Source organism: Exiguobacterium sp. K1, from assembly GCF_033721435.1.
GTDB classification, from domain to species: domain Bacteria; phylum Bacillota; class Bacilli; order Exiguobacteriales; family Exiguobacteriaceae; genus Exiguobacterium_A; species Exiguobacterium_A artemiae.
The window spans coordinates 359,807-382,447 of sequence record NZ_JAOTIT010000002.1; the positions used below are offsets into that span (position 1 = coordinate 359,807).

17 protein-coding genes and 3 riboswitches are annotated in these 22,641 nt (G+C 50.1%); of the genes, 6 read left to right on the plus strand and 11 right to left on the minus strand.

Annotated features, from left to right (window positions below; translation table 11 throughout):
• The first annotated feature begins 110 nt into the window (after positions 1-110).
• From N7U64_RS07105 to treC, 3 genes are all read left to right on the plus strand, one after another.
• On the plus strand, positions 111-2,897 hold the full coding sequence (locus N7U64_RS07105; RefSeq protein WP_318929040.1) for an EAL domain-containing protein: 2,787 nt from the start codon (positions 111-113) through the stop codon (positions 2,895-2,897).
• Positions 2,898-3,120: 223 nt separating this feature from the next.
• On the plus strand, positions 3,121-4,560 hold the full coding sequence (treP, locus tag N7U64_RS07110) for a PTS system trehalose-specific EIIBC component (RefSeq protein WP_318929042.1): 1,440 nt from the start codon (positions 3,121-3,123) through the stop codon (positions 4,558-4,560).
• Positions 4,561-4,583: 23 nt separating this feature from the next.
• A complete protein-coding gene (gene treC, locus N7U64_RS07115; RefSeq protein WP_318929044.1) occupies positions 4,584-6,227 on the plus strand; it encodes an alpha,alpha-phosphotrehalase in 1,644 nt (547 codons plus the stop codon).
• A gap of 61 nt (positions 6,228-6,288) precedes the next feature.
• Here the strand turns inward: treC and N7U64_RS07120 are convergent, their stop codons facing one another.
• Both N7U64_RS07120 and N7U64_RS07125 read right to left on the minus strand, forming a co-directional pair.
• Complete coding sequence (locus N7U64_RS07120) at positions 6,289-7,647, minus strand: sodium:alanine symporter family protein (RefSeq protein ID WP_318929045.1); 1,359 nt, start codon at positions 7,645-7,647, stop codon at positions 6,289-6,291.
• 191 nt (positions 7,648-7,838) lie between these two features.
• A complete protein-coding gene (locus N7U64_RS07125) occupies positions 7,839-8,648 on the minus strand; it encodes a DUF6612 family protein (RefSeq protein ID WP_318929046.1) in 810 nt (269 codons plus the stop codon).
• Positions 8,649-8,907: 259 nt separating this feature from the next.
• Between N7U64_RS07125 and N7U64_RS07130 the strand changes: the two genes are divergently transcribed.
• Both N7U64_RS07130 and N7U64_RS07135 read left to right on the plus strand, forming a co-directional pair.
• Complete coding sequence (locus N7U64_RS07130) at positions 8,908-10,266, plus strand: alkaline phosphatase (RefSeq protein ID WP_318929049.1); 1,359 nt, start codon at positions 8,908-8,910, stop codon at positions 10,264-10,266.
• Between the two features lie 11 nt (positions 10,267-10,277).
• Complete coding sequence (locus N7U64_RS07135; RefSeq protein ID WP_318929050.1) at positions 10,278-10,928, plus strand: DUF4352 domain-containing protein; 651 nt, start codon at positions 10,278-10,280, stop codon at positions 10,926-10,928.
• A 58-nt stretch (positions 10,929-10,986) separates the two neighbouring features.
• On the opposite strand, the gene N7U64_RS07140 is transcribed toward N7U64_RS07135, so the two are convergent.
• From N7U64_RS07140 to N7U64_RS07180, 9 genes are all read right to left on the minus strand, one after another.
• Entirely contained in the window at positions 10,987-13,623 is a 2,637-nt protein-coding gene (locus tag N7U64_RS07140) for an EAL domain-containing protein (RefSeq protein WP_318929051.1), read from the minus strand.
• Between the two features lie 128 nt (positions 13,624-13,751).
• A complete protein-coding gene (ribE, locus tag N7U64_RS07145; protein ID WP_012371577.1) occupies positions 13,752-14,210 on the minus strand; it encodes a 6,7-dimethyl-8-ribityllumazine synthase in 459 nt (152 codons plus the stop codon).
• A gap of 1 nt (position 14,211) precedes the next feature.
• Positions 14,212-15,396, minus strand: coding sequence for a 3,4-dihydroxy-2-butanone-4-phosphate synthase (gene ribB, locus N7U64_RS07150; protein WP_318929053.1), 1,185 nt, complete (start codon positions 15,394-15,396; stop codon positions 14,212-14,214).
• The gene (gene ribE / locus N7U64_RS07155; protein WP_318929055.1) at positions 15,393-16,022 is read right to left on the minus strand and encodes a riboflavin synthase; all 630 of its coding nucleotides are present in this window, start codon (positions 16,020-16,022) and stop codon (positions 15,393-15,395) included. Before ribE (N7U64_RS07155) ends, ribB begins: the two co-directional genes overlap by 4 nt.
• Positions 16,007-17,053, minus strand: a complete 1,047-nt coding sequence (gene ribD / locus N7U64_RS07160) for a bifunctional diaminohydroxyphosphoribosylaminopyrimidine deaminase/5-amino-6-(5-phosphoribosylamino)uracil reductase RibD (protein WP_318929057.1) — start codon at positions 17,051-17,053, stop codon at positions 16,007-16,009. The genes ribE (N7U64_RS07155) and ribD overlap by 16 nt, the downstream gene beginning before the upstream one ends.
• Before the next feature lie 155 nt (positions 17,054-17,208).
• A riboswitch (FMN riboswitch) is annotated at positions 17,209-17,353 on the minus strand.
• 156 nt (positions 17,354-17,509) lie between these two features.
• Positions 17,510-18,721 (minus strand): M20 family metallopeptidase, encoded by a 1,212-nt coding sequence (locus N7U64_RS07165; protein WP_318929058.1) that lies wholly within the window; start codon positions 18,719-18,721, stop codon positions 17,510-17,512.
• Positions 18,722-18,748: 27 nt separating this feature from the next.
• Positions 18,749-19,570, minus strand: coding sequence for a MetQ/NlpA family ABC transporter substrate-binding protein (locus N7U64_RS07170; protein ID WP_034770134.1), 822 nt, complete (start codon positions 19,568-19,570; stop codon positions 18,749-18,751).
• Positions 19,571-19,600: 30 nt separating this feature from the next.
• Positions 19,601-20,251, minus strand: a complete 651-nt coding sequence (locus N7U64_RS07175) for a methionine ABC transporter permease (protein ID WP_214855871.1) — start codon at positions 20,249-20,251, stop codon at positions 19,601-19,603.
• Positions 20,241-21,272: a methionine ABC transporter ATP-binding protein gene (locus N7U64_RS07180; RefSeq protein ID WP_318929061.1), complete on the minus strand. Its 1,032-nt coding sequence runs from the start codon at positions 21,270-21,272 to the stop codon at positions 20,241-20,243. Before N7U64_RS07180 ends, N7U64_RS07175 begins: the two co-directional genes overlap by 11 nt.
• Before the next feature lie 86 nt (positions 21,273-21,358).
• Positions 21,359-21,462, minus strand: a riboswitch (SAM riboswitch).
• A gap of 248 nt (positions 21,463-21,710) precedes the next feature.
• Positions 21,711-21,814: riboswitch (SAM riboswitch) on the plus strand.
• Positions 21,815-21,876: 62 nt separating this feature from the next.
• On the opposite strand from N7U64_RS07180, the gene N7U64_RS07185 reads away from it, so the two are divergent.
• A complete protein-coding gene (locus tag N7U64_RS07185; protein WP_318929063.1) occupies positions 21,877-22,635 on the plus strand; it encodes an alpha/beta hydrolase in 759 nt (252 codons plus the stop codon).
• Positions 22,636-22,641: the final 6 nt, after the last annotated feature.

A 22,641-nucleotide genomic window follows, 5' to 3' on the forward strand; every position in this document is an offset into this window, starting at 1 on the left:
TCTCTTTTTTTTAAAAGGAATCGTTCACTCTTCCATTTGAATGTTATATTATAAAAAAAGAAACCATTTTTTAGGTTTTTCCATATATTTTTTAACTGGAGGTTTTACCTGTGCCATTTAAGAAAGGACTACATACTTTACTAAAACGCGGGCAGGATGTCTCCGTCATCGACGAACATTTCATGGAAAACCATCCAGATGCGATCTTCACCCTTGACCCGACCGGACGTGTGACACGTCTGAACGATAAAACCTCTTCCCTGCTCGGATATACAGGACAGGATTTAATGAACCACTTCAGTTTTTTTGTTCATCCGGAGGATCAGGAAACGACGCTGCAACATTTTCAAAAAGTCATGTCCGGGAGCAGCGAGACTTACGCAATCCGCGTCCGCCACGTCAACGGACAGTATCTTGAGATGCAGATTGTCAACATCCCGATTTTTTCAAACAATTTGATTGTCGGGGCTTACGGAATCATCCGTGATTTGACGACAAGTCGTATCATGAAACAGCAGATGGATGCGGTTCAGTTCGATCAACAATTGGTCGAGACGCTTCCCGGTATCGCCATTGCCGCTTTTAACGAAGACGGCTGTTTGTTACGTGCGTCCGATTCATTCGCCGAACTGTTTGGTGTTTCGCCGGACCAGATTAAGACGCTTTCCAAACAGGAACTGTTTCAACGGATTGATCCCGCTCATCAGCAGGAGTTCCGGGAATTTCTCGATTTGCTGAAAGGCAACCGTCTTCTTCCTTCGCTCGATATTGAAACCCGTGTCATTCATCCGCAACATGGCTTTCAGGATGTCTTTTGCCGGTGCGCCTTCCGTCAGACCGGTGCGGACGAACAAGCGGAACTGACATGCGTCATCTACAACTTGTCCGAGCATAAATTGCTTGATAAACAACTTCATGATGAAAAGGAAAAGTTACTGACGTTCCAACAAGTCTCGACCAGTGCCATCTACCGTTACGATTTTACGGAAAAGACAATCATCTTCCATACACGCGGCTTCGAGAAGATTTTTGCCGGCATCCTTCACCACTATGAAGGCACGGAAGGAATCTGGGAAACGGATTTGATTTTGGAAGAAGACCGTTCGAAAGTCGAAGCGAGTCATCAGCGTATCCTCGCCAACCATGAAATCGAACTCTCGTACCGGATCCAACACGATGGAATATTGTACTGGGTGTTAGAAAACCGGACGCCGATCTGCAACCCAAAAGGTATCGTTTCCGCCTTTCAAAGTGTCATTCAGGACATCACCCGGTTAAAACAGCAAGAAGAGAAAATCTTTCAGCTGGCCATGCATGACCGCGTGACCGGTCTGCCGAACCGGACGCTCGTCCTCGAGAAAATCGCTCAATGGATCAAGACGTATCCGACGTTCAGTGTCTTGACTGTCAGTTACAATACGCTCCAGGACATCAATCATGATTTTGGTTATGCAATCGGCGATAAATGGCTGTCTAAAACGGCGACCCAGTTACTGCACCAACTGCCCGGCGCTTCTTACTTCGGTCATCTGTACGGAGACGAATACATCGTCCTGTTCCCGAACGTCGTCTCGGAATGTTCGATCAACAAAATTTGTGAACAATTGATTGAATTGTCCAAACAAAAAATCGTCATCGATTCCTACGAATGGTATCCGGCCATCGGCATTGGCGTCAGCCGGTTCCCGGAAGATGCGGATTCGGCGGAAGACCTTGTCAAAGCAGCAAGCATCGCTCTCGGCCGGGCCCGTGTGAATGAATACAGCGTCTATTCCTCGACGTTCAATATCGAGACTTACCGGCGTCATCAGCTTCAAAAAAGTATCCGGACAGCTATCCGCCGGAATGAACTGTTCCTCGAGTACCAGCCGAAGGTTAACGCCTGGTCCGGAACGATCGTCGGAGCCGAGGCATTGATCCGCTGGCAACATCCAGACTGGGGCCGGATTCCGCCAAACGATTTCATCCCGTTGTCCGAGGAAAGCGAGATGCATATCCTGATCGCCGACTGGGTGCTCGAAGAAACATGCCGGAACATCAACCAATGGATTCTTGCCGACTTACCGATCGTTCCGGTCTCAATCAATGTTTCTCCCAAACGTCTGATTCACGGAAACTTTGCCGAGACCTGCCAGGAGACACTCCAACGCTTCGGTGTTTCCCCAAGCATGCTTGAAATCGAGATTCTCGAGACCGATGTCCTGTTTGATAACAGTAAAATTCAACAGTCGCTTCAGATGCTCAGCCAAATGGGGATCAAGATCGCCCTCGATGACTTCGGAAAAGGATACTCGTCGATTTCTTATCTGCAACAGTATCCAATCGACACGATTAAGATTGACCGGCAGTTCGCGACGACGTTGGTCCAAGATAAAAAAACGCAATCCGTCGTCCGGAGTGTCCTCTTCATGGCCAAGGAATTCGGAATGGATGTCGTCGCAGAAGGCGTCGAGACGATGGGACAACTTCACTTCCTACGGGGACTCGAATGTACGACTATTCAAGGCTACCTGTTCAGTAAACCCCTGCCAAAAGCAGATTTCGAACAGGCGATGCGTAGGCGGCAAATTGCAGCGACGGAAGCGATGACTTCTCCGATCAGCACCCGGACAATCGATGCTTCGATTACGATTCAACGGTTGAACGGACAGGATATCCACGTTGGTCGGACAAACATTGCAGTCTCCAAAGGCACGATGCATAGTGTCTCCTTCTATTCGTCTCTCCATCTGCCGGTTCATGAAGGAATTGAACTGGTGTTGATTCTAAATCAGCAGTCGATTCCCGTCCGACCGCTTCAGGCGATTGAACTGGACAATGGGCTGATCGAGTATGAATGCCAATACCTGGATATGAAGCAGTCCCATTTCGTCTTTGAGGCGTTGCAATCTTTCTAAAGACACTGTTACCGACAATCTTACTGTTAAGCTGCAAAATCATATGATTAAAAAGGACCGGCTTTTGAGTCGGTCTTTTTTAATGGAATTAAACCGCTCTCAAACTTATCTATATAAGTTGTTGACTTAACTTATATAGATAAGTTAAGATGATTGTGCGCATATAAGAAAACGTTTTCATTTCAAAAGAAGTCTTCAGTTCAATCCAAAAGGAGAATGTGAGATGAAACCCAACTACCGGCAAATTGCAGAACAAATCATCGAACGAATCGGTGGCAAAGACAACGTCGAGCAGGCAGCCCACTGTGTCACCCGCCTTCGTTTAACACTGAAAGATCAAAGTCTCGTCGAGCAAGAAGCTTTACTCGAAGTCCCGCTCGTCAAAGGCGCTTTCCTCAATGCGGGTGTCTATCAAATCGTCATCGGCGCAGGTGACGTCGACCGTGTGTACGCTGAATTCATTCAATTGACCGGCTTACAGGCAACGACGATCGCCGACGTTAAATCGTCCGGCGCCTCCAAGATGAATCCGTTCCAAAAATTGATTAAAGTCTTTTCTGATGTCTTCATGCCAATCATCCCGGCCATCATCGTCGCCGGACTGTTAATGGGAATCAACAATCTGTTCGGCATCGAGTTTGGCGGCAAGACGATGATCGAACGGTATCCGAACCTGCAGGGCTTATGGGATCTCATCAACATGATGGCGAACACAGCCTTCGTCTTCCTGCCGGCCCTGGTCGGCTGGTCCGCTACGAAACGCTTTGGCGGCAGTGAAATCCTCGGGATTGTCATGGGACTGATGCTCGTCCATCCGGATCTTCTCAATGCCTGGAATTATGGACAAAGTGCCCTCAAAGGCGACATTCCGACATTCAATATCCTCGGCTTATTCGAAATCGAAAAAGTCGGCTATCAAGGACAGATTTTACCTGTCCTCGCTGCCGCTTACGTCTTAAGTACAATCGAACGTTGGTTGAAAAATCGTGTTCCAAATGCGATTCAACTCCTTGTCGTTCCGATTACGACGATTACGTTAACAGGGTTTCTTGCCCTTGCCGTCATCGGTCCTTTCACGCGCCAAATCGGGGACTGGATTACGATCGGCGTCGTTAATACATTTGAAGCTGTTCCATTGCTCGGCGCTCTATTGTTTGGTGCGCTTTACGCCCCACTCGTCATTACGGGGATGCACCATATGTTCATCGCGGTCGATCTACAATTGATCGGTCAAAGCGGGACAACATTCATCTGGCCGATGATTGCCATCTCGAATATCGCCCAAGGGTCAGCGACACTTGCGATGCTGTTCCTTGCGAAAAACGTCAATGATAAAAACATGGCATCGACTTCGGCCATCTCGGCTTACTTCGGTATCACCGAACCTGCCATGTTCGGGGTCAATCTCCGGTTCAAGTATCCGTTTTACGCGGCACTTGTCGGATCAGCGATCGCGTCTTCCTTCATTGCGGTCAGCGGTGTACTCGCACCGGCCATCGGTGTCGGTGGTCTTCCGGCGTTCATCTCGATTGTTCCGGGATCGATTCTGTCGTTCATCATCGGAATGGTTATCGCGATCATCGTTCCGATCGTCTGTACGTTCCTGTTCCATTATGTCTCGACCAAACGTGCCCGCAAAGCGGCACTCAAAGAGGCAGCTTAAGTTTTAGAAAGGTGTGACCTGATATGACCCTTACGACAACTGACTGGCGTAAATCCGCCGTCTATCAAATCTACCCGAAAAGTTTTTACAGTCCGGAAGGCAAACCGACCGGCACTTTACGCGGCGTGACCGCAAAACTCGATTACTTGGCAGAGCTCGGCGTCGATTATCTTTGGCTGACACCGGTCTACGCGTCACCACAACGCGACAACGGCTATGACGTCAGTGACTATTATGCGATTGATCCGTCTTACGGCACGATGACAGACTTCGATCAATTGATTGCGGAAGCCGGTAAACGCCAGTTATCCGTCATGATGGATATCGTCGTCAATCACTGTTCGACCGATCACGAGTGGTTCCGGCAAGGACGACATCCGGATAGCCCCTACCACGACTACTTCATCTGGCGGGACGAACCGACGGATTGGGTATCGAAATTCGGCGGACCTGCCTGGTCGTTTGACGAGGTGGCCGGCAAATATTACCTGCATCTGTTTGACGAAACTCAGGCCGATCTCAACTGGGAAAACCCGGCACTCCGGGAAGCTGTCTATCAGATGATGTGCTTCTGGCGTGATAAAGGTGTCCGCGGTTTCCGGCTCGATGTCATCAACTTGATTTCAAAAGACGACAGTTTCGCCAATGACCCGACCGGTGACGGACGGAAACACTACACGGACGGTCCGCGTGTCCACGACTATCTGCAGGAGATGAATCAACGTGTCTTTGCCGGTCACGACTTGATGACCGTCGGTGAGATGTCATCGACGACACTTGATCATTGCCTCCGTTATTCGAATCTGAATGAGCAGGAGCTGAAGATGACGTTCAACTTCCATCATCTGAAAGTCGATTATCCGAACGGGGAGAAATGGACGGCGGCGCCGTTCGATTTCCTGGAGCTGAAACGGATTATCTCCGACTGGCAGGTCGGAATGCAGGGAAATGCCTGGAATGCGATTTTCTGGTGTAATCATGATCAGCCCCGTGTCGTCAGCCGGTTCGGTGACGATACCGTCTACCGGATCGAAAGTGCGAAGATGCTCGCGACGACGTTGCACGGTTTGCAAGGAACACCGTACATCTATCAGGGCGAGGAAATCGGTACACCGAATCCGGACTTCACGGACCTGACCGATTACCGGGATGTCGAGACACTGAACGCGTATACCGAAAAAGCGGCGCTTGGGGAAACGGAAGCAGACATTTTGGCAGCCATCCGTCAGAAATCCCGCGATAATGCCCGGACACCAATGCAGTGGGATGCTTCACCACACGCCGGTTTCTCGACGGCGACACCGTGGATTCCGGTTCCTGAAAACCATACCTCGATCAATGTCGAAGCGGCCCTCGCCGACCCGGACTCGGTCTTCTATCATTACAAAAAGCTGATTCAACTACGCAAACAATATGACGTCTTGACGAACGGAAGTTACCGGCTTCTGACACCTGACGATCTCTCACTTTGGGCGTACGAACGGACGACCGACGACGAACAAGTTCTCGTCCTGTCTAACTTTTACGGCACGGACCGTCCGTTCACGTTACCGGACGAGTGGCTCGATCATCAGGTATTGATTCAGAACTATCCGGATGTTTCAGAGAAATCCGGACAGCTTGTCTTACGACCATACGAATCCGTCATGCTGTACCGGACGGTTTGAACATACAAAACCCCGCACTCTCCAACTGAGAATGCGGGGTTTTGTTTAGATGAAGTGATCTCTAGGACACCCGCCGGTTAGCTTGCTCCCGTTTCAGCTGTTCCCGGAACAGCCTTGTTTCCGCAATGACGACACCGGACAGACCAATCAAACCGATCAAGTTCGGAATGGCCATCAGTCCGTTGAAAACATCGGAAATCGCCCAGACCATATTCAAGTTCGTCGTCATCGCCCCAAGTCCCGCGACGAGAACAAACAGAACCCGGTACGGTAAAATCGACTTTTGACCAAACAGGTAATAGATCGATTTTTCTCCGTAGTAGGACCATCCGAGGACGGTCGAGAAGGCGAACATGACAAGACCAATCGTCACGATATACTTCCCGGCCGGTCCAAGGAAGACTTCAAAGCTGGCGGTCGTCAATTCGACCCCTTCGAGCTTTTTATCGAGCTGGCCACCCATGACAAGCGTCAATCCGGTCATCGAACAGACGACAAGTGTATCAAGGAAAACCTGTGTCATCGAGACGAGTGCCTGCCGTCCCGGGAAATCCGTTTTCGCAGCAGCGGCGGCAATCGGTGCAGAACCGAGACCTGCTTCATTCGAGAAGACTCCGCGCGCGACCCCGTAACGAATCGCGGCACCAATGGCACCACCCGTAATCGCTTCGTTCGAGAACGTACTGCTGAAAATCGTCGCGAGTGCTCCCGGAATCAGATCAAAGTTCATGACCATGATGAGGAGTCCGCTTCCGACATAAAAGAAAATCATGAACGGTACAAAGTAACTGACGACTCTCCCGATTGATTTGACCCCACCGAGAATGACAACCCCCGTCGCCACCATCAGGACAATCCCCGTTACATACAACGGCACGTCAAACGTCGATTTCATTGCGAGTGCAACAGAGTTCGTCTGCACACCGTTTCCGATTCCGAAAGCGGCGAGCGATGCAAACGCAGCAAACAACACACCGAGCCATTTTTGTTTTAATCCCCGCTCGAGATAGTACATCGGCCCCCCGGCCATCTGTCCCTTCTCATCGACAACACGGTACTTGACGGCGAGAATCGCCTCGGCATACTTCGTCGCCATCCCGAACAACCCGGACAACCACATCCAGACAATCGCGCCCGGTCCCCCGAGGACGACGGCTGTCGCAACTCCGACGATGTTTCCCGTACCGACCGTCGCTGCCAGTGCCGTCATTAAAGCTTGAAAATGACTGATATCCCCTTCCGACGTATCGTCCTGATGTTTCGTGAATGCCAGTTTCAAGGCATACGGAAGTTTGATGATCTGAATGAATCCAAGTCGTATCGTCAAGTAAATCCCCGTACCGACCAAAAAGATAAGCAACGGTGGACCCCAGACGAAATCCGATACCGTGCTAATCCATTCACTGAACGATGTTCCCATTCCAATCCCCTCCTTCGATTTGCTATGCACTTTTCTATCTTTTCAGAATTTACAGATAACTGTCAATGATTAATTTTTTGCGCAGACGATTGTCCCCTTATATTCTTATATTTTTTTATTGCTCATTAAAAAGCAATCATCCGTCCGGAGTAATCCCGGAGACGATTGCTTCTTTAGGTAAATCAGCTTTTTTATTGATTACCGTTCGGCAATTCCTGTGCATTTTTAGCTTCTTTCGGCAACTCAATCGACTGGATCTCATTAAATTTCGAGAATACGGATTCGTTTTTCATCGTAAATTCTGTTCCTTCTTGAATCTCAAACGCCATTTCCATATCCAGTGTTTTTGGATAATACGTTTTGGCATCATACGTCATCGAGTATTCCATCTTTTTATAATCGACTTGATCCATGACATCTTTCATCTGCGCGAGTTGTCCCGACTGTTCGAGCGAATCCTTCATGAATGCTTTTAGTTGATCGCCCTTTAGATCAACATCAATTTGATAGACATCGCCCTCTTTTTTCATCGTCCAATTATCTTTATATTTTTTAAGCAGCTTCAGACTTTGTTCAGTTGAGGCTGATGTCTCCATGTTTTTCAACATATCCCCTAGTTCTGCCGTATCTTGAACTAACCATTGCCCAGCTTGTGATATATACATTTTGTCATCGACTAAATACAATTCTGTGTCTACGTCAGTGCCATCTTCCGCATTTTTCATCGTCATTTTCTGATGCATCGTCATTGGTTTTTGGATAATGTCTGCCGAAACCTTCTGACTCATCGGCATTCCGCCAATTTCAGACGTCATGTCACTGTCCATATGAAACGACTTGATGTTCTCTTGGGCACTGGATGCTTTTTTCAGCAACTCCGTATTCGAAAGCTGTTTCGATCCGTTCTCTCCTTGACCATCTTCTATCGTCTGGTCATTACACCCTGCCAGCCCAATTGTTGCCGTGAGGAGACCGACTGTCATCCACCTTGTCTTCTTCATCGTCATTCCTCCTTGAAATTGATTATCTTTCTTTACGAGCTGTCACTGAAAAATGTTTCAAAACCATTTCTTATCTTATTACCGTTCTGACTGTTTTTTACTCATCGACCTTCCTGTCCGACGTAAAGTTTTCTGTTTGATTCTTAACAAAACTTTACATCCCTCAAATGTTCGTTTTACACTCTACCGCTAAAGTTAGTCCTGTAGATCTGATCCGATACTAAACTATTTATTTATTTTCCTGAAGGAGGAACAATCCATGAAGTTAAAACGAATCATTCCCATTCTTGCCTTGTCGACCCTTTCCTTAAGTACGATGGTCTCGATGAACGACGCTGAGGCTAAGACGAAACATGCAAAATCACCGGAAATCCGGAATGTCATCTTCCTGATCGGGGACGGGATGGGTGTCTCGTATACGTCAGCCCACCGGTACTTAAAAAATGATCCTTCGACGCCGGTCGCGGAAAAAACGGCATTTGATCAATATCTCGTCGGACAACAGATGACCTATCCGGAAGACCCGGAGCAAAACATCACGGATTCCGCATCCGCCGCGACGGCGATGTCGTCCGGTGTCAAAACATATAATGCCGCGATTGCCGTCGACAATGATAAATCAGAGGTCAAGACGGTCCTTGAAGCAGCGAAAGAACGCGGAAAATCGACGGGACTTGTTGCGACATCCGAAATTACACACGCGACACCGGCTTCATTCGGCGCGCACGATGAGAACCGGAAAAACATGAATGCGATTGCGGACGACTACTTCAAGGAGCGGGTCAACGGTAAACATAAGATCGACGTCCTGCTCGGAGGCGGGAAATCAAACTTCGTCCGTCCGGATACCGATTTGACGAAAGCGTTTAAGAAAGACGGTTACAGCTACGTCACGAATCTGGATCAAATGCAGGCGGATAAAAACAAACAGGTCCTCGGTCTGTTTGCGGACGGTGGTCTGCCGAAACGCATCGACCGGGAATCATCCGTTCCGTCACTCGAACAGATGACGAATTCCGCCATCAAACGACTTGATTCAAACAAAAAAGGCTTCTTCCTGATGGTGGAAGGAAGTCAAATCGACTGGGCCGGTCATGACAATGACATCGTCGGTGCCATGAGCGAGATGGAAGACTTCGAACGTGCCTTCAAAGCGGCAATCGCCTTTGCCAAAAAAGACAAGCACACGCTTGTCGTGGCGACGGCCGACCATTCGACCGGCGGTTACTCGATTGGAGCGGATGGTATCTATAACTGGTTCGCCGAGCCGATCAAGGCGGCGAAGAAGACACCGGACTTCATGGCAGCAAAAATCATCGAAGGTGCCGATGTCAAAAAAACGTTGACGACCTATATCGATCAAAAGAAACTTGCCTTGACGGAAGACGAAATCGAGTCCGTTACACGTGCTGCGGAATCGAAGAAACTGCTTGATGTCGATAATGCAATCGAAGCCATTTTCAATGAACGTTCGCACACCGGTTGGACGACATGCGGACATACGGGTGAAGACGTTCCTGTCTATGCGTTTGGTCCAGCGAAAGAACGGTTTGCCGGACAAGTCGATAATACGGATCATGCCAAAATCATCTTCGATTTACTGAAGTCGAAGAAATAAGGAGACTTTCCATGAAACAGATACTTGCTGCCTTGATGCTCGGGACGATTCTTTCGGGTTGCGGCACTATGCCAGACACCGTCCAAGAGAAGTCGTCAGAAAAGTCGGCCCCGAAACAGGAGACACCGGTATCGATCGAGAAGTCTGCCGCATATGTTCCGAACCCGCAACTGCCGGATGACCGGAAACTGACGAAAGTCGATGCATCGGTTACCGACGCTAAAGGCGAATTGACGTTAAAACAGTTTGTCCGCCCAGGCATTACACGCACGATCGGACCGATCACGATGAAAGTCGAAGAAGTGAAAGTGTTCCATGCCCGGCCGAGTTACGGGATGATTGATTTCTTCCACGGCTTCACCCATGACGAATCCTTTGATCTCGTCAAGACGCGTGTGACGATCACGAACGGAGGCGCCGAGCCGGTTACGTTTAACCCGGTCGCTCACTTTAAGCTCGATGCGACAACCGAGAAGACACTGCAGGACGATGTCTACCTCGAGTCGCTTGCTGCGACATACGCTCCCGGCGAGACACGACGCGGAAACTTCGGCTTCATCATCGAACAACCGCTCACATCAGTCGAGTTGTTGACGAGTGATGTCCTCAGCGCGAAACGTGATGTCCTTGGAAAAGGTTCGTCCCTTTCTTTGCGCTTATAATGCTAAAAGACCAAAAGACGATCCCTTCCTGTTTTACCGGAAAGGATCGTCTTCTTTTTTAGTAAAGAGCCGGGATTTGTTCTGCCGGCATCGGCCGGCCAAAGTAATACCCTTGCATCCGCGAGCATTCCAACCGGTTCAGGACGTTGACCTGTTCAAGTGTCTCGACACCTTCGGCGATGACTTCAAGATGAAGCGACTTCGCTAAGTGAATGATGGACGAAATCATCGAGTAACCGGTCGTTGCCGGCTGGATTTTTTCGACGAACTCACGCGGAATCTTTAGTGTGTCGATCGGGAAATCCGCCAACCGCGATAAGGACGAGTAACCGGTTCCGAAATCATCAATCGAAATCGTGAAGCCGAGGTCCTTCAGACGATTCATCGTCAAGACGGTCTCTTCGATGTCTTCAGCGGCTGAGACTTCCGTGATTTCAAGATCAATCCGGGTCGGATCGACTTTTGTTTCTTCGACCAGCCGAATCAACGTCAGGACGAACGTCGGATGATGAAACTGTTGCATCGAAACATTGAGTCCGACTTTTAAGTTCAGACCGTCATCCTGCCACTGTTTTGCCTGTAAAAATCCTTCGCGTAACACCCATTCCCCGAGCCGGATAATCATGCCGGCTTCTTCCGCCATCGGAATAAAATCGTTTGGTGTAATCATTCCGAGTTCCGGATGATTCCAGCGGATCAGTCCTTCAACGCCGACCATCTTGTACGTGACCGTATCGACTTGCGGCTGATAATGTAAAATCAACTGATTGGTTTCAATAGCAATCGGCAGCTCCGACTCGAGTCGCAAGCGGTAGGACGCTTTTTCGGCAATATCTTCAAAGAAGATAATAGATTTGCCGCCACCCGTTTTCGCCTGATACATCGCAAGATCGGCCTGCTTCAATAACGTCACGACATGTTTTCCCGACGTCCGCCGGCAGCTGACCGCTCCAATACTCGGATTGGAAATCAATTCGATTCCTTCAATCGCATATGTTCGTTTTAAATCATCCAGCAGACGAGCCGTACGGCATCTCGCCTGATCATCCGACGTGACATTCCGCAGGATGACAGTAAACTCGTCTCCTCCTTGCCGGGCAACGAGATCGTCCGGTTCGACGGCTTCTTGGAGGCGTTTTGCCACTTGAATCAGTAACTGATCCCCGACATGGTGACCAAACGAATCATTGACGAGTTTAAAGTCGTCGAGATCAATGAAACAGAGGACGATCGTCTCATCGGCTTGTTCCGTTTCAATTAAATGGTGTAATACTTCTTCAAAGTACGTCCGGTTGATGGCACCGGTCAAATGATCATAATAGGCAAGCCGGCGAATCTTTAATTCATTTTCCCTAATTGTCGTGATATCCTGACCAATCCCGTACATTCCGACGAACCGGTCCCGGACGCGAATCGGAATGTTGGTTACGTTCAGCAACACATCCGGACCGCCGGATTTTTGGAAAACAGTTTCAAATTGCTGTGCTGTCGCCTTGTCTGTCGACGTCTGTTGCCATGTCGTGAACTGACGATACGTTTTACCGACTAACTCTTCCGCATGCTGCTCCGTTAATTTTTCAAAAGACGGATTCGCGCTCTCAATCCGTCCTTTCAGATCAAGGGAATAGACGGCATCCGGATGGTACGTGAACAACGACTTGTAGCGTTCTTCACTGACTTCCAGCTCATCCGCCTTTTCATGAATTTCCTGAATCAGTTCCTGGTGACTTAAAATCATTAGAATCTGGCGGACTAAAATCAGAAGAATCGTGACAGCACAACCAATCATCAACCCGTTTAAGGCTTCGTCCCGACGCGCATAGAAGGCCATCGTCAAAAACAGCAGAATAACCAGTAAATATGGTAAAAATAACTTTCCGACCTGCACTTTTATCCGTTGTTTCGACTGTCTGTCTTCTTTTGAATCTACCGGACTAACGATATGCCCCGAGACACCGACCATCAGTAATCCGAGGATAAATAACGGGTCAATTAACCGGATCGCACTGTCTCCACTGACCGTCGTCATATAGACAAATAACGTGTCCGCCCCAACCTGAAGTAACAGTCCGGCAAATAGAAACTGAAACATGCGCCGCCGTTCGTACCACTCTTTTTTCTCGAACAGATAATAAATACTGATCATACAAAATAACAAAACGATGTCGCACAACGGATAAGCAAAAGCTAAAATCACTTCGGCGTGTGATGTAAACGGTGTATCAAATAACGGCCGGATCAAGAAATACCAACTATAGGTGACCGCTACCGTCATGACGATGGCAATATCAAAAATGAAGCTGAGCAACCGATTTTTCGTAACGTGCCGGTGAATTAAGTGCAAGAACGCTACTAAAAAGAAGACCGACTGGAGAACATAAAATATGTCGGACACTCCGGGAAACGGCACCTCAACTTTTAAGATGTTTTCATAGGTCAACCAGATGATTTCCGCAATCAGATAGCTGCCGATTCCAAAGGCCAGGTACAGAAAAAACCGCCCTTCCTGCTGATTCGGATTCCGTTGCGCCCGAACCAGCAGGATGGTCGCGAACAGACAGCCGAAAATCGAGAATAAGTTACTTCCCCAAGACACCCATTCTGATTGCTGATTAAAAACAAGGAGCCAAATATAATATCCCGCAATGAATCCGACGATTCCAGGCAGATAATACGATTTATTCACGCCACCCATGGATCGTTTCCTCCCTTTGCGAACAGTCTTTCTCTTTTGATTAGGGATGATGTCAGCGAAGTCCTGCGCCATCAAGAAAAAAGAGACCTGTTCCGTGAAGAAACAGGTCTCAAGACTCAGTTATCTCATTAAATGGTGCGCAGTAAGTTGGCCATTTCAATCGCAGAAACCGCCGCTTCATATCCTTTGTTACCGGCTTTTGTTCCCGCCCGTTCGACAGCCTGCTCGATCGAATCCGTCGTCAGAACACCAAAGATAATCGGCACGCCTGTTTCCCGTGAGGCGCCGGCGACCCCTTTCGCGACTTCGTTGCAGACATAATCATAATGCGAAGTGGCTCCGCGGATGACGGCCCCGAGTGTGATGACAGCGTCATAGTTCCCGCTTTTCGCAAGCTTTTCCGCGACGAGTGGAATCTCGAACGCTCCCGGTACCCACGCCGTGTCGACAGCGTCCGCCGCGACGCCATGGCGACGGAACGCATCGTTCGCTCCACCGACTAATTTTGATGTGATCAATTCATTGAATCGTGCTGCGACGATCGCGACGCGCAGTCCTTCACCTGTTAAAAATCCTTCGAATACCATGTTAGTTTCCTCCTTGGATGTCGAGCAAATGCCCGAGTTTCGTTTGTTTCGTCTGCAGATACTGTTTGTTTTCCGGAATCGGCGCAATTTCAAGCGGAACCCGTTCAAGCACTGTGATCCCTTCGTTTTCGAGCGTCTGCTGTTTTTCAGGATTATTTGTCATCAGACGGATTTTCGTGACTCCCAAATCGTGCAACATAGCGGCGGCAACGGAATAATCGCGTAAGTCTGTCGCATAGCCGAGCGCATGATTTGCTTCGACCGTATCGAGCCCCTGTTCCTGCAACTCATAGGCTTTCAGTTTTGCCATCAAACCGATCCCGCGTCCTTCCTGCCGCAAGTAAAGAACGGCTCCGCCTTCCTGACCAATCCGTTCCAGTGCCGCGTCGAGTTGCGGACCGCAATCACACCGTTTCGAACCGAAGACATCTCCCGTCAGACACTCGGAATGCAGCCGAACGAGCATCCCGTCTTCCGTCTCTCCTGATAAAACGGTCACATGCTCTTTTTGATCGGGCGTCGTATAACCGAGCATCCGGAATGCGCCATGCACCGCCGGAAGCAGGACGTCCGCTTCCCGTCGGACCGGACGTTCAAGATAGGCAACAAGCGCATCAATCGTAATCATCTTCAATCCATGGACTTCTTTATACGTCAGCAAATCATCCACACGGGCCATCGTTCCGTCCTCGAGAATAATTTCGCAAATGACGGCTGCTTCAGCACTTCCCGCAAGCCGTGCCAAATCGACACCGGCTTCCGTATGACCGCGTCGTTCGCGAACGCCGCCCTCTTTTGCAATCAAAGGGAAGATATGACCGGGACGTTTGAATTGTTTAGGCCCGTCCGTCAGCATCCGTTGAATCGTCAAAGCACGTTCCGCGGCACTGATGCCGGTCTTCGCGTCTTCATGATCAATGCTGATCGTAAATGCCGTCCCGTGCGGATCGGTATTGACATCCGTCATCGGGTTCAGCTCAAGGCGTGCTGCAAGTTGCGGGCTGACCGGAACACAGACAAGTCCTTTCCCGTACGTGATCATGAAGTTGATCTGTTCCGGTGTCGCATGTTCCGCGAGGAGAATCAGATCTCCTTCATTTTCCCGATTTTCATCATCACAGACGATGATCGGACGTCCGTGTTTTAAGTCTTCCACCGCTTCTTCTACAAGATCAAATCCGTTCATCCTGCTCCGCCTCCTAAAAATGCCGACCAATCCGTCTTTTGTTCCTGCTGCGTAAAGTGATACAGATGTTTTGCCATTAAATCACACTCGATATTGACGAGCGATCCGCTTTGCAACCGGTCGAACGTCGTCACCTGCCGCGAATGCGGAATCAACGAGATGGTCAGACTGTTTGTCTCGATGTGCTGAATCGTCAGGCTCGTTCCGTTAATCGCAATCGAACCTTTCGGAATACAATACTTACGCCAGTCACCGGTCTCAAACCGGTATTCCATCGCTTCACCGTCCGGGCGCCGGCTTAAGAACCGAGCCGTTCCATCGATATGTCCGCTGACGAAATGACCGCCAAACCGGCCGTCTGCCGGCATCGCCCGTTCGAGTTGAACCGGTGTGCCGACCCGTAAGGTCTGAAGAGACGTCGCCCGAATCGTTTCGTGCACGGCGTCCGCCGTAAAGCCCGTCTCCGTCATCGCCGTGACCGTCAAACAAATCCCGTCAACCGCGATACTGTCACCGATTTTCGTTCCTTCGAGTACATGCCGCGCTTCAATTTCAAGCGCCAGACCATTCGGTCGCGGAACTTTTCGTTTGAGCGTTCCGACTTCTTCAATCAATCCTGTGAACATGATCCGTCTCCTTTCCGCGCGTAGCGCAGGTGGACATCCTGTCCGATTGGTGCGACAGCCGTTAAATCAAACCGGTCTTCAATTTCGACAGCACTTGCTAATCCCGGCATTCCCTTTAGAACGGATGGCGCTTGATAGACCTCAAGACGGTCGACAAGGTCGGCTTCTAAAAACGCCGACTGAATCGTCGGTCCGCCTTCGATCAATACACTGCGAATGCCTTGTCCATAGAGCGTCTCTAAAATCTGCTCTGGCGTCGCATACGTGCCGACGAGAACCGTGACGTTCGATTGAGCGGAGACACGCGGTTGTTCCGTCAGCCAGTATGTCGTATTGAGGCCGTCGCGGAAAATTTGGGCCGTTTCCGGCAAACGTCCGCGCCGGTCGACGACGATCCGGATCGGTTCCGGTCCTGCTTCCGTCCGTAATGTCAACGCGGGATCATCGACCAATACCGTCTCACTTCCGACGAGAATGGCATCGTGTGTCGCCCGCAGCTCGCGTCCAACTTCTCGTGCTGCAACTGACGTGATAAAGCGTTGTTCACCTGTCGTGACGATTCCGTTTAAACTTTGTGCGACTTTAACGGTGACGTTAGGGCGGTTACGCTTGAGACTTTGCCAAAACGGTGTATAAAAGCGAACGGCTTCGTCTTCGAGCAGTCCAACTTCGACCGTCAGTCCCGCGTCGCGCAGGCGCTTGATGCCTTGTCCGGCGACGATCGCATGACGGTCTTCGGTCGCGACGAACACCCGCTTGATGCCGGCAGCTAAAATCGCTTCCGTACAGGGTGGTGTCTTGCCGTGATGGTTACACGGCTCGAGCGTCACGTAGAGATCGGCACCACGCGCCGCCTCTCCTGCCATGTTTAACGCTTCGACTTCCGCATGCGGTCCACCCGCAAACCGGTGGGCGCCGAAGCCAAGCACTTTTCCATGTTTCGTAATGACACAACCGACACTCGGATTCGGACTGGTTTGTCCGTTTAACATCCGTGCCAATTGCATCGCCTGATGCATTCGATTATTCATATTTTCGCTCCTTTCAAAAAAAAAGACGCCGCTGCATTTGCAGGGCGTCATGATTGAAGGGTCACGAAAGAAACGTCTTGTTTTCTGTTAAAAGCATACAGAAATAGACCTTTTTCCGAACAGATTTTTTCAGAAAATGGTTTCAAGCACATTTTTTCGTTCTTCTCCCATCCGGACTTTACCGTCGGCCCTGGAATCACACCAAGTCAGCCATAGTGCGTACACTATGGGTCGCGGGCTCGTCGATTTAAAAATCGCATCACCGCCGGTTGGGATTTTCACCCTACCCCGAAGAACTGGTTATTCAGTTGTACAGGTCAAGACTAGCACAGGTTATTTTAAAATACAAAAAAGAATTTGTATTCTTTTTCGCGAGGCCGGAAAAAAAGTATGGATTCCCCGACCTGTCATCATGAAAAGATCCGGTGGGGAAGTCCATACTTCTATCTGTTCCGGTTACGCCAAGTATCCGTTTTTCCGGTCGTGAAACTCCTGTTTGACCGTGCCAAGCAACGAATCATCCGTCAGCAGACGTAATCCCGTCCGCGCCAGAATTTTGGCTCCCGTAATCAAGGCTTCGTCGCCCTGTTCCGATTTTGCCGCCTCCCGGAAACTTTCGGTATGGGCCACTAAATCATCGGCTCCGATCTTGATGTACGGATGGATCGTCGGCAGGACTTGACTGATATTTCCGGCATCGGTCGAACCGAGTCCCGGCCGTTCGTCCGTCTTGACGTCTTCACCAAGTGCCGTCGCTTCTTCCCGGAAAATCTCGTCAAACGTCCGGTTGAACAGGAGGTTATCGACCTCATTTTGGAAGGCAATGACCTCAAGCGTCGCTCCGGTCGCAAGGGCCGCCCCTTCGGCAACCGCTTTGACTTTCTTCGTCACCGCGTTCAGCCGTTCGCGTGTCGTCGCCCGGATAAAGAAGCGGGCCTTCGCGTACTCGGGAATGATGTTCGGCGCATCTCCGCCATCCGTAATGATGCCGTGAATCCGGATATCACTCGGCAACTGTTGCCGTAACGCGTTGATCCCGTTAAACAATTGAATGACGGCGTCAAGCGCATTGATCCCTTCTTCCGGTGAAGCCGCCGCGTGTGCCGGTTTGCCGGTGAAGGCAAAATCGAGCGGATCGACGGCAAGCGACGAACCGGTGATCCGGGTCTGTCCGGATGGATGAACCATCAAAGCCGCGTCAATCCCTGTCAGCAGATTATGTTTGACGAAACTGCCTTTCGCACTTCCGTTTGGTCCGCCTTCTTCCGCCGGTGTCCCGAGGACGACGACACTTCCTCCGACTTCATCGATGACCTTGCTGAGCGCGATCGCTGCCGCGACACTCGTCGTGCCGATGATGTTGTGCCCGCAGGCATGACCAATCCCCGGTAACGCGTCATATTCAGCGAGAAAAGCGATGGTCGCTCCCGGTTTATCCGAGACTTTCCGGGCGAGGAATGCCGTCTCATGTCCCGCGACACCAAGTTCGACTGTAAATCCTTCCGCCGTCAGCCGTTCCGCATGATGACGTGACGCAAAATATTCTTCATTTCCAATCTCGGGTGTCGCATGAATCCGGTGGCTTGTCTCGAGGTACGACTCGCGTTTTTGTTCAATATCCTGTTCAATCGTTTGTGTCAGGTTTTCCCGTATCGTCTGAATCGTCATTTGGGTCACGCTCCTTTTGGTTTTTGGTTATTCTCCGATATCGCTGAGAGGGACGAACGTTGGGATCGTGCTGCCTTTGTACTCTTTTTTGATGAAGGCGGCGACGTCATCCTGCTGGTACAGCGAGGCGATTTTCTTGAGCGTCTTTTTGTCTTTGTCTTCCGTCCGGGTCGCGATGATGTTGATGTATGGTTTTGCCGTCTCGTTTTCATGGAGAATCGAGTCCTTGATCGGGTTGAAGCCGGCATCGACGGCAATTCCGTTATTGATGATCGAGGCCGAGACATCCGGCAGCACGCGTGGTGTCTGACCGGCCACGACCGGGACAATCTTCAGTTTTTTCGGATTCTCGACGATTTTATCAACGGAGCCGTTACCGTCAAAGTCGTCCGGCAATTTAATCAAGCCGGCTTCCTGCAACAGCAGCAATGCCCGACCCATGTTCGTCGCTTCGTTCGGAACGGCAATCTTTCCGCCGACCGGAATGTCTTTGACGTCTTTGACCTTATCCGAATAAATCCCCATCGGCGCGATGACCGTCGTCGCAATCGGCGACAGTTTTAACTTATGTTCTTTTTTGAAGGCGTTAAAGTAAGAGACGGTCTGGAACGAGTTCGCATCAATCTCCCCTTCCGCCAGGGCGAGGTTCGGCTGGACGTAGTCGGAGAACTTGACGAGTTCAATCGTGATGCCCTCTTTCTTCGCTTTTTTCGCGACGTATTCCCAGACTTGTGTATCAGAACCGCTGACTCCGAGCTTGACTGTCTTTTGATCTTCTTCTCCGGAAGCGGCACATCCCGCAAACAATACCGTCGTTAATGCTGCACCAATCGCTAAACCTTTTTTCATCATCCATCTCTCCCTTTTTTCTCTCTTTTTTTAGTGTCTCCGAATTTTTCGTGCCAACAGATTGCCTGTCGTCTGTAGTCCTTGAACCAAGATGACGAGAATTCCGACCGTGATGATCATGACCGTCGTATCAAACCGTTGGTAACCGTAGGTAATCGCCAAGTCACCAAGTCCGCCGCCGCCGATCGCCCCGGCCATCGCTGACGCGCCGATCAAACCGATCGTCGCAATCGTCAGGTTCAGAACAAGCGAGCTGAGAGCTTCCGGCAACAGAAAACGGAAAATCGTCTGCAACGGTGTTGCCCCCATCGCTTCCGCCGCCTCGAGGACACCGGTATCGACTTCAAGCAATGAACTTTCAATCAGGCGGGCAATGTACGGTGCCGCATAAAAGACGAGCGGGACGATTGCCGCCTGCGTTCCGATCGACGAGCCGACAATCAAACGTGTCAGCGGAATGATTGCCACGAGCAGAATGATGAACGGAACGGACCGGAAGATGTTGACGATGCCGCTTAAGACATTGAAGAACGGAATTTGTTCGAGCAACGCTCCTTTGCGTGTCACGACAAGCAGAATCCCGAGTGGTAAACCAATCAATGTCGAGAAGAGTAATGACAGTCCGACCATCGTCAACGTCTGCAGAAAAGCAGTCCAGATGTCCGTGTAATTAACTAGCATCTGCGAGCACCTCCTCGACGATGACATCCGATTGATCGATATATTGTAGTGCCCGCTTGATTTCTGCCGCATCGCCAATCAGTTCAACGAGCAGACTGCCGAACGGGATGTTTTGCAGTTCCGTGATGCTGCCGTGCAGGATGTTGAGATCGACATCAAAGCGTTTCGCGACCTGCGATAAGAGCGGTTGTCCCGTCCCTGCCCCGAGGAAGTTGATTTTGTAGATGTGATGGCCGGCATCCCGTTGGTCGATGACTTTTTGAACCGAGGCCGGAATCTCATCCTGCATGACAGAGCGGACGAAGTTTTTCGCCGTCGCCGTCTGCGGATTTGAGAAGACGTCGAACACGGTCCCCGATTCAATCAGCTGACCGGCTTCGATGACGGCGACCCGGTCACAAATCTCGCGGATGACCCCCATCTCATGGGTAATCAGTAAAATTGTGATGCCGTATTCCTGATTGATTTGCTTCAGCAGACGCAGTATGTGTTGGGTCGTCTGCGGATCGAGGGCGGAAGTCGCTTCGTCACACAACAGGACCGACGGCTGGGTGGCGAGTGCCCGGGCGATGCCGACCCGTTGTTTCTGCCCGCCCGATAACTGATCCGGATAATGATCGGCTTTATCTGCCAGGTCGACGAACTCGAGCAGTTCCGTGACCCGCCGCTGGACCTCATCTTTTTTGACACCTTTTAAGACAAGGGGTTTTGCGACATTCGCAAACACTGTATTCGAATCCAGCAGGTTGAAGTGCTGAAAGATCATCCCGATGTGTTGCTTCGCTTCCCGTAATTGCTTCGCCGACAGTGTCGTCAAATCTTGTCCATCGACCGTCACACTGCCGGATGTCGGCCGTTCAAGCAGGTTGACGCAACGTAATAAGGAACTTTTCCCGGCTCCGCTGAAACCGATGACGCCGAAGATTTCGCCTTTTCGGATTTCAAGATCCACGCCATTCAGCGCAGCGATCGATTGATCATTTGTTTCATAGATTTTTTTTACATTTTTGAATGTAATCACCACTTTTTCCCCCTTCAAAATACAAAAAAGGTCTCTTCTTAAGAAACAAGAAGAGACCTGGATCCGCACAATGGCAGAATCCACTCGACTCATCTCTCAGACAATTGTCTGATGGAATTGGCACAGTGCTCATAATGAGTCTGTTGCCGAGGTTTCGTAGGGCCAGTCCCTCCACCTCTCTGGATAAGTGTTGCGGTATGAAATTCGTATGTGTGTTGTTGCCGGTTGAACTTATGTCGTAAAACTAATTTTTACACTACAGAAAGATCTTTTAAAGGTCAACCATATTTTCAAAAATAAACCATATGACCCATATCGATTGCTGTCCCGGGACAAACCGGATCCTTGCATAAGTTTTGATGCCATTAAAGAGAGTTTGACAATCCCTTTCCGTCAATGCTATCATCTTCTCAATGATTAATCCGACAATTCCTATACGATATATCAAGAGTGGACGAGAGACCTGGCTCTAGGACTCCACGGCAACCTGCCGATCGGCAAGGTGCTCCGACCAGCAAAGCAGCTGCTTTGGATGATACACACGAGAAACTCGTTTGCGTCCAAAGCCAAACGGGTTTTTATTTTTGAAATGGAGGACGAGATGATGAGTATGGTTTATCCTGTTATACCGGGTGCCGAAGCCTTTTCCTTAGGACGCGGATCCGTCGGCATTTTGCTCTGTCATGGTTTTAATGCAACGCCGCAAAGTGTTCGGGCTGTAGGAGAACAGTTCGCCGCACACGGTTTTTCCGTCCATGCGCCACGCCTGCACGGGCATGGGACGGATCTGCGAGAATTCGAAGCGGCGACGGCCGATGACTGGAAGCAGAGCGTCCGGGACGGCTTTGAACAATTGGCGGGACGATGCGAATCCGTCTTCATCGTCGGCCAATCGATGGGGGCAACACTTGCCCTGTCACTTGCCGCTGAAGGTCTCCCGGTCGCAGGAATCATCACCATCAATGCCGCCTTGTCCGTCCCTGCCTATGAAGCCTTATCGTTCACCGATTGTCCGGTCTATCTGCCGGAAAGTGCGCCTGATATTAAACAGTCGGCTTTTGAAATCATCTATGATTTCGTCCCCGCTGTCTGCGCTTCGGAACTGTTACGACTGATTAAGGAGACACGGTCAGCCCTTGCGGCAATTCAAATTCCGACACTTATTTTATATTCTGCCGAGGATCATGTCGTGCCGCCGGTCTGTTCCGATTATTTGTACCGGACGATCGGTGCGGCGGATAAGCGCAGTTACTGTCTGCTTGACTCCTATCACGTCGCAACGCTTGATCACGACCAAAAGACGATTGTCCGCGAAACACTTCAGTTCGTCGAACAGTTCAGCCGGTTGACACAGACCGGTTGATTTCAA

Coding starts and splice junctions, on each gene's coding strand:
- treP (WP_318929042.1), top strand. CDS start 3,121: ATGAAACCCAACTACCGGCAAATTGCAGAACAAATCATCGAACGAATC.
- N7U64_RS07185 (WP_318929063.1), top strand. CDS start 21,877: ATGAGTATGGTTTATCCTGTTATACCGGGTGCCGAAGCCTTTTCCTTA.
- treC (WP_318929044.1), top strand. CDS start 4,584: ATGACCCTTACGACAACTGACTGGCGTAAATCCGCCGTCTATCAAATC.
- N7U64_RS07140 (WP_318929051.1), bottom strand. CDS start 13,623: ATGGGTGGCGTGAATAAATCGTATTATCTGCCTGGAATCGTCGGATTC.
- ribE (WP_012371577.1), bottom strand. CDS start 14,210: ATGGTATTCGAAGGATTTTTAACAGGTGAAGGACTGCGCGTCGCGATC.
- N7U64_RS07125 (WP_318929046.1), bottom strand. CDS start 8,648: ATGAAGAAGACAAGGTGGATGACAGTCGGTCTCCTCACGGCAACAATT.
- N7U64_RS07170 (WP_034770134.1), bottom strand. CDS start 19,570: ATGAAAAAAGGTTTAGCGATTGGTGCAGCATTAACGACGGTATTGTTT.
- N7U64_RS07120 (WP_318929045.1), bottom strand. CDS start 7,647: ATGGGAACATCGTTCAGTGAATGGATTAGCACGGTATCGGATTTCGTC.
- ribD (WP_318929057.1), bottom strand. CDS start 17,053: ATGAATAATCGAATGCATCAGGCGATGCAATTGGCACGGATGTTAAAC.
- N7U64_RS07135 (WP_318929050.1), top strand. CDS start 10,278: ATGAAACAGATACTTGCTGCCTTGATGCTCGGGACGATTCTTTCGGGT.
- ribE (WP_318929055.1), bottom strand. CDS start 16,022: ATGTTCACAGGATTGATTGAAGAAGTCGGAACGCTCAAACGAAAAGTT.
- N7U64_RS07130 (WP_318929049.1), top strand. CDS start 8,908: ATGAAGTTAAAACGAATCATTCCCATTCTTGCCTTGTCGACCCTTTCC.
- ribB (WP_318929053.1), bottom strand. CDS start 15,396: ATGAACGGATTTGATCTTGTAGAAGAAGCGGTGGAAGACTTAAAACAC.
- N7U64_RS07165 (WP_318929058.1), bottom strand. CDS start 18,721: ATGACGATTCAGACGATACGGGAAAACCTGACACAAACGATTGAACAG.
- N7U64_RS07175 (WP_214855871.1), bottom strand. CDS start 20,251: ATGCTAGTTAATTACACGGACATCTGGACTGCTTTTCTGCAGACGTTG.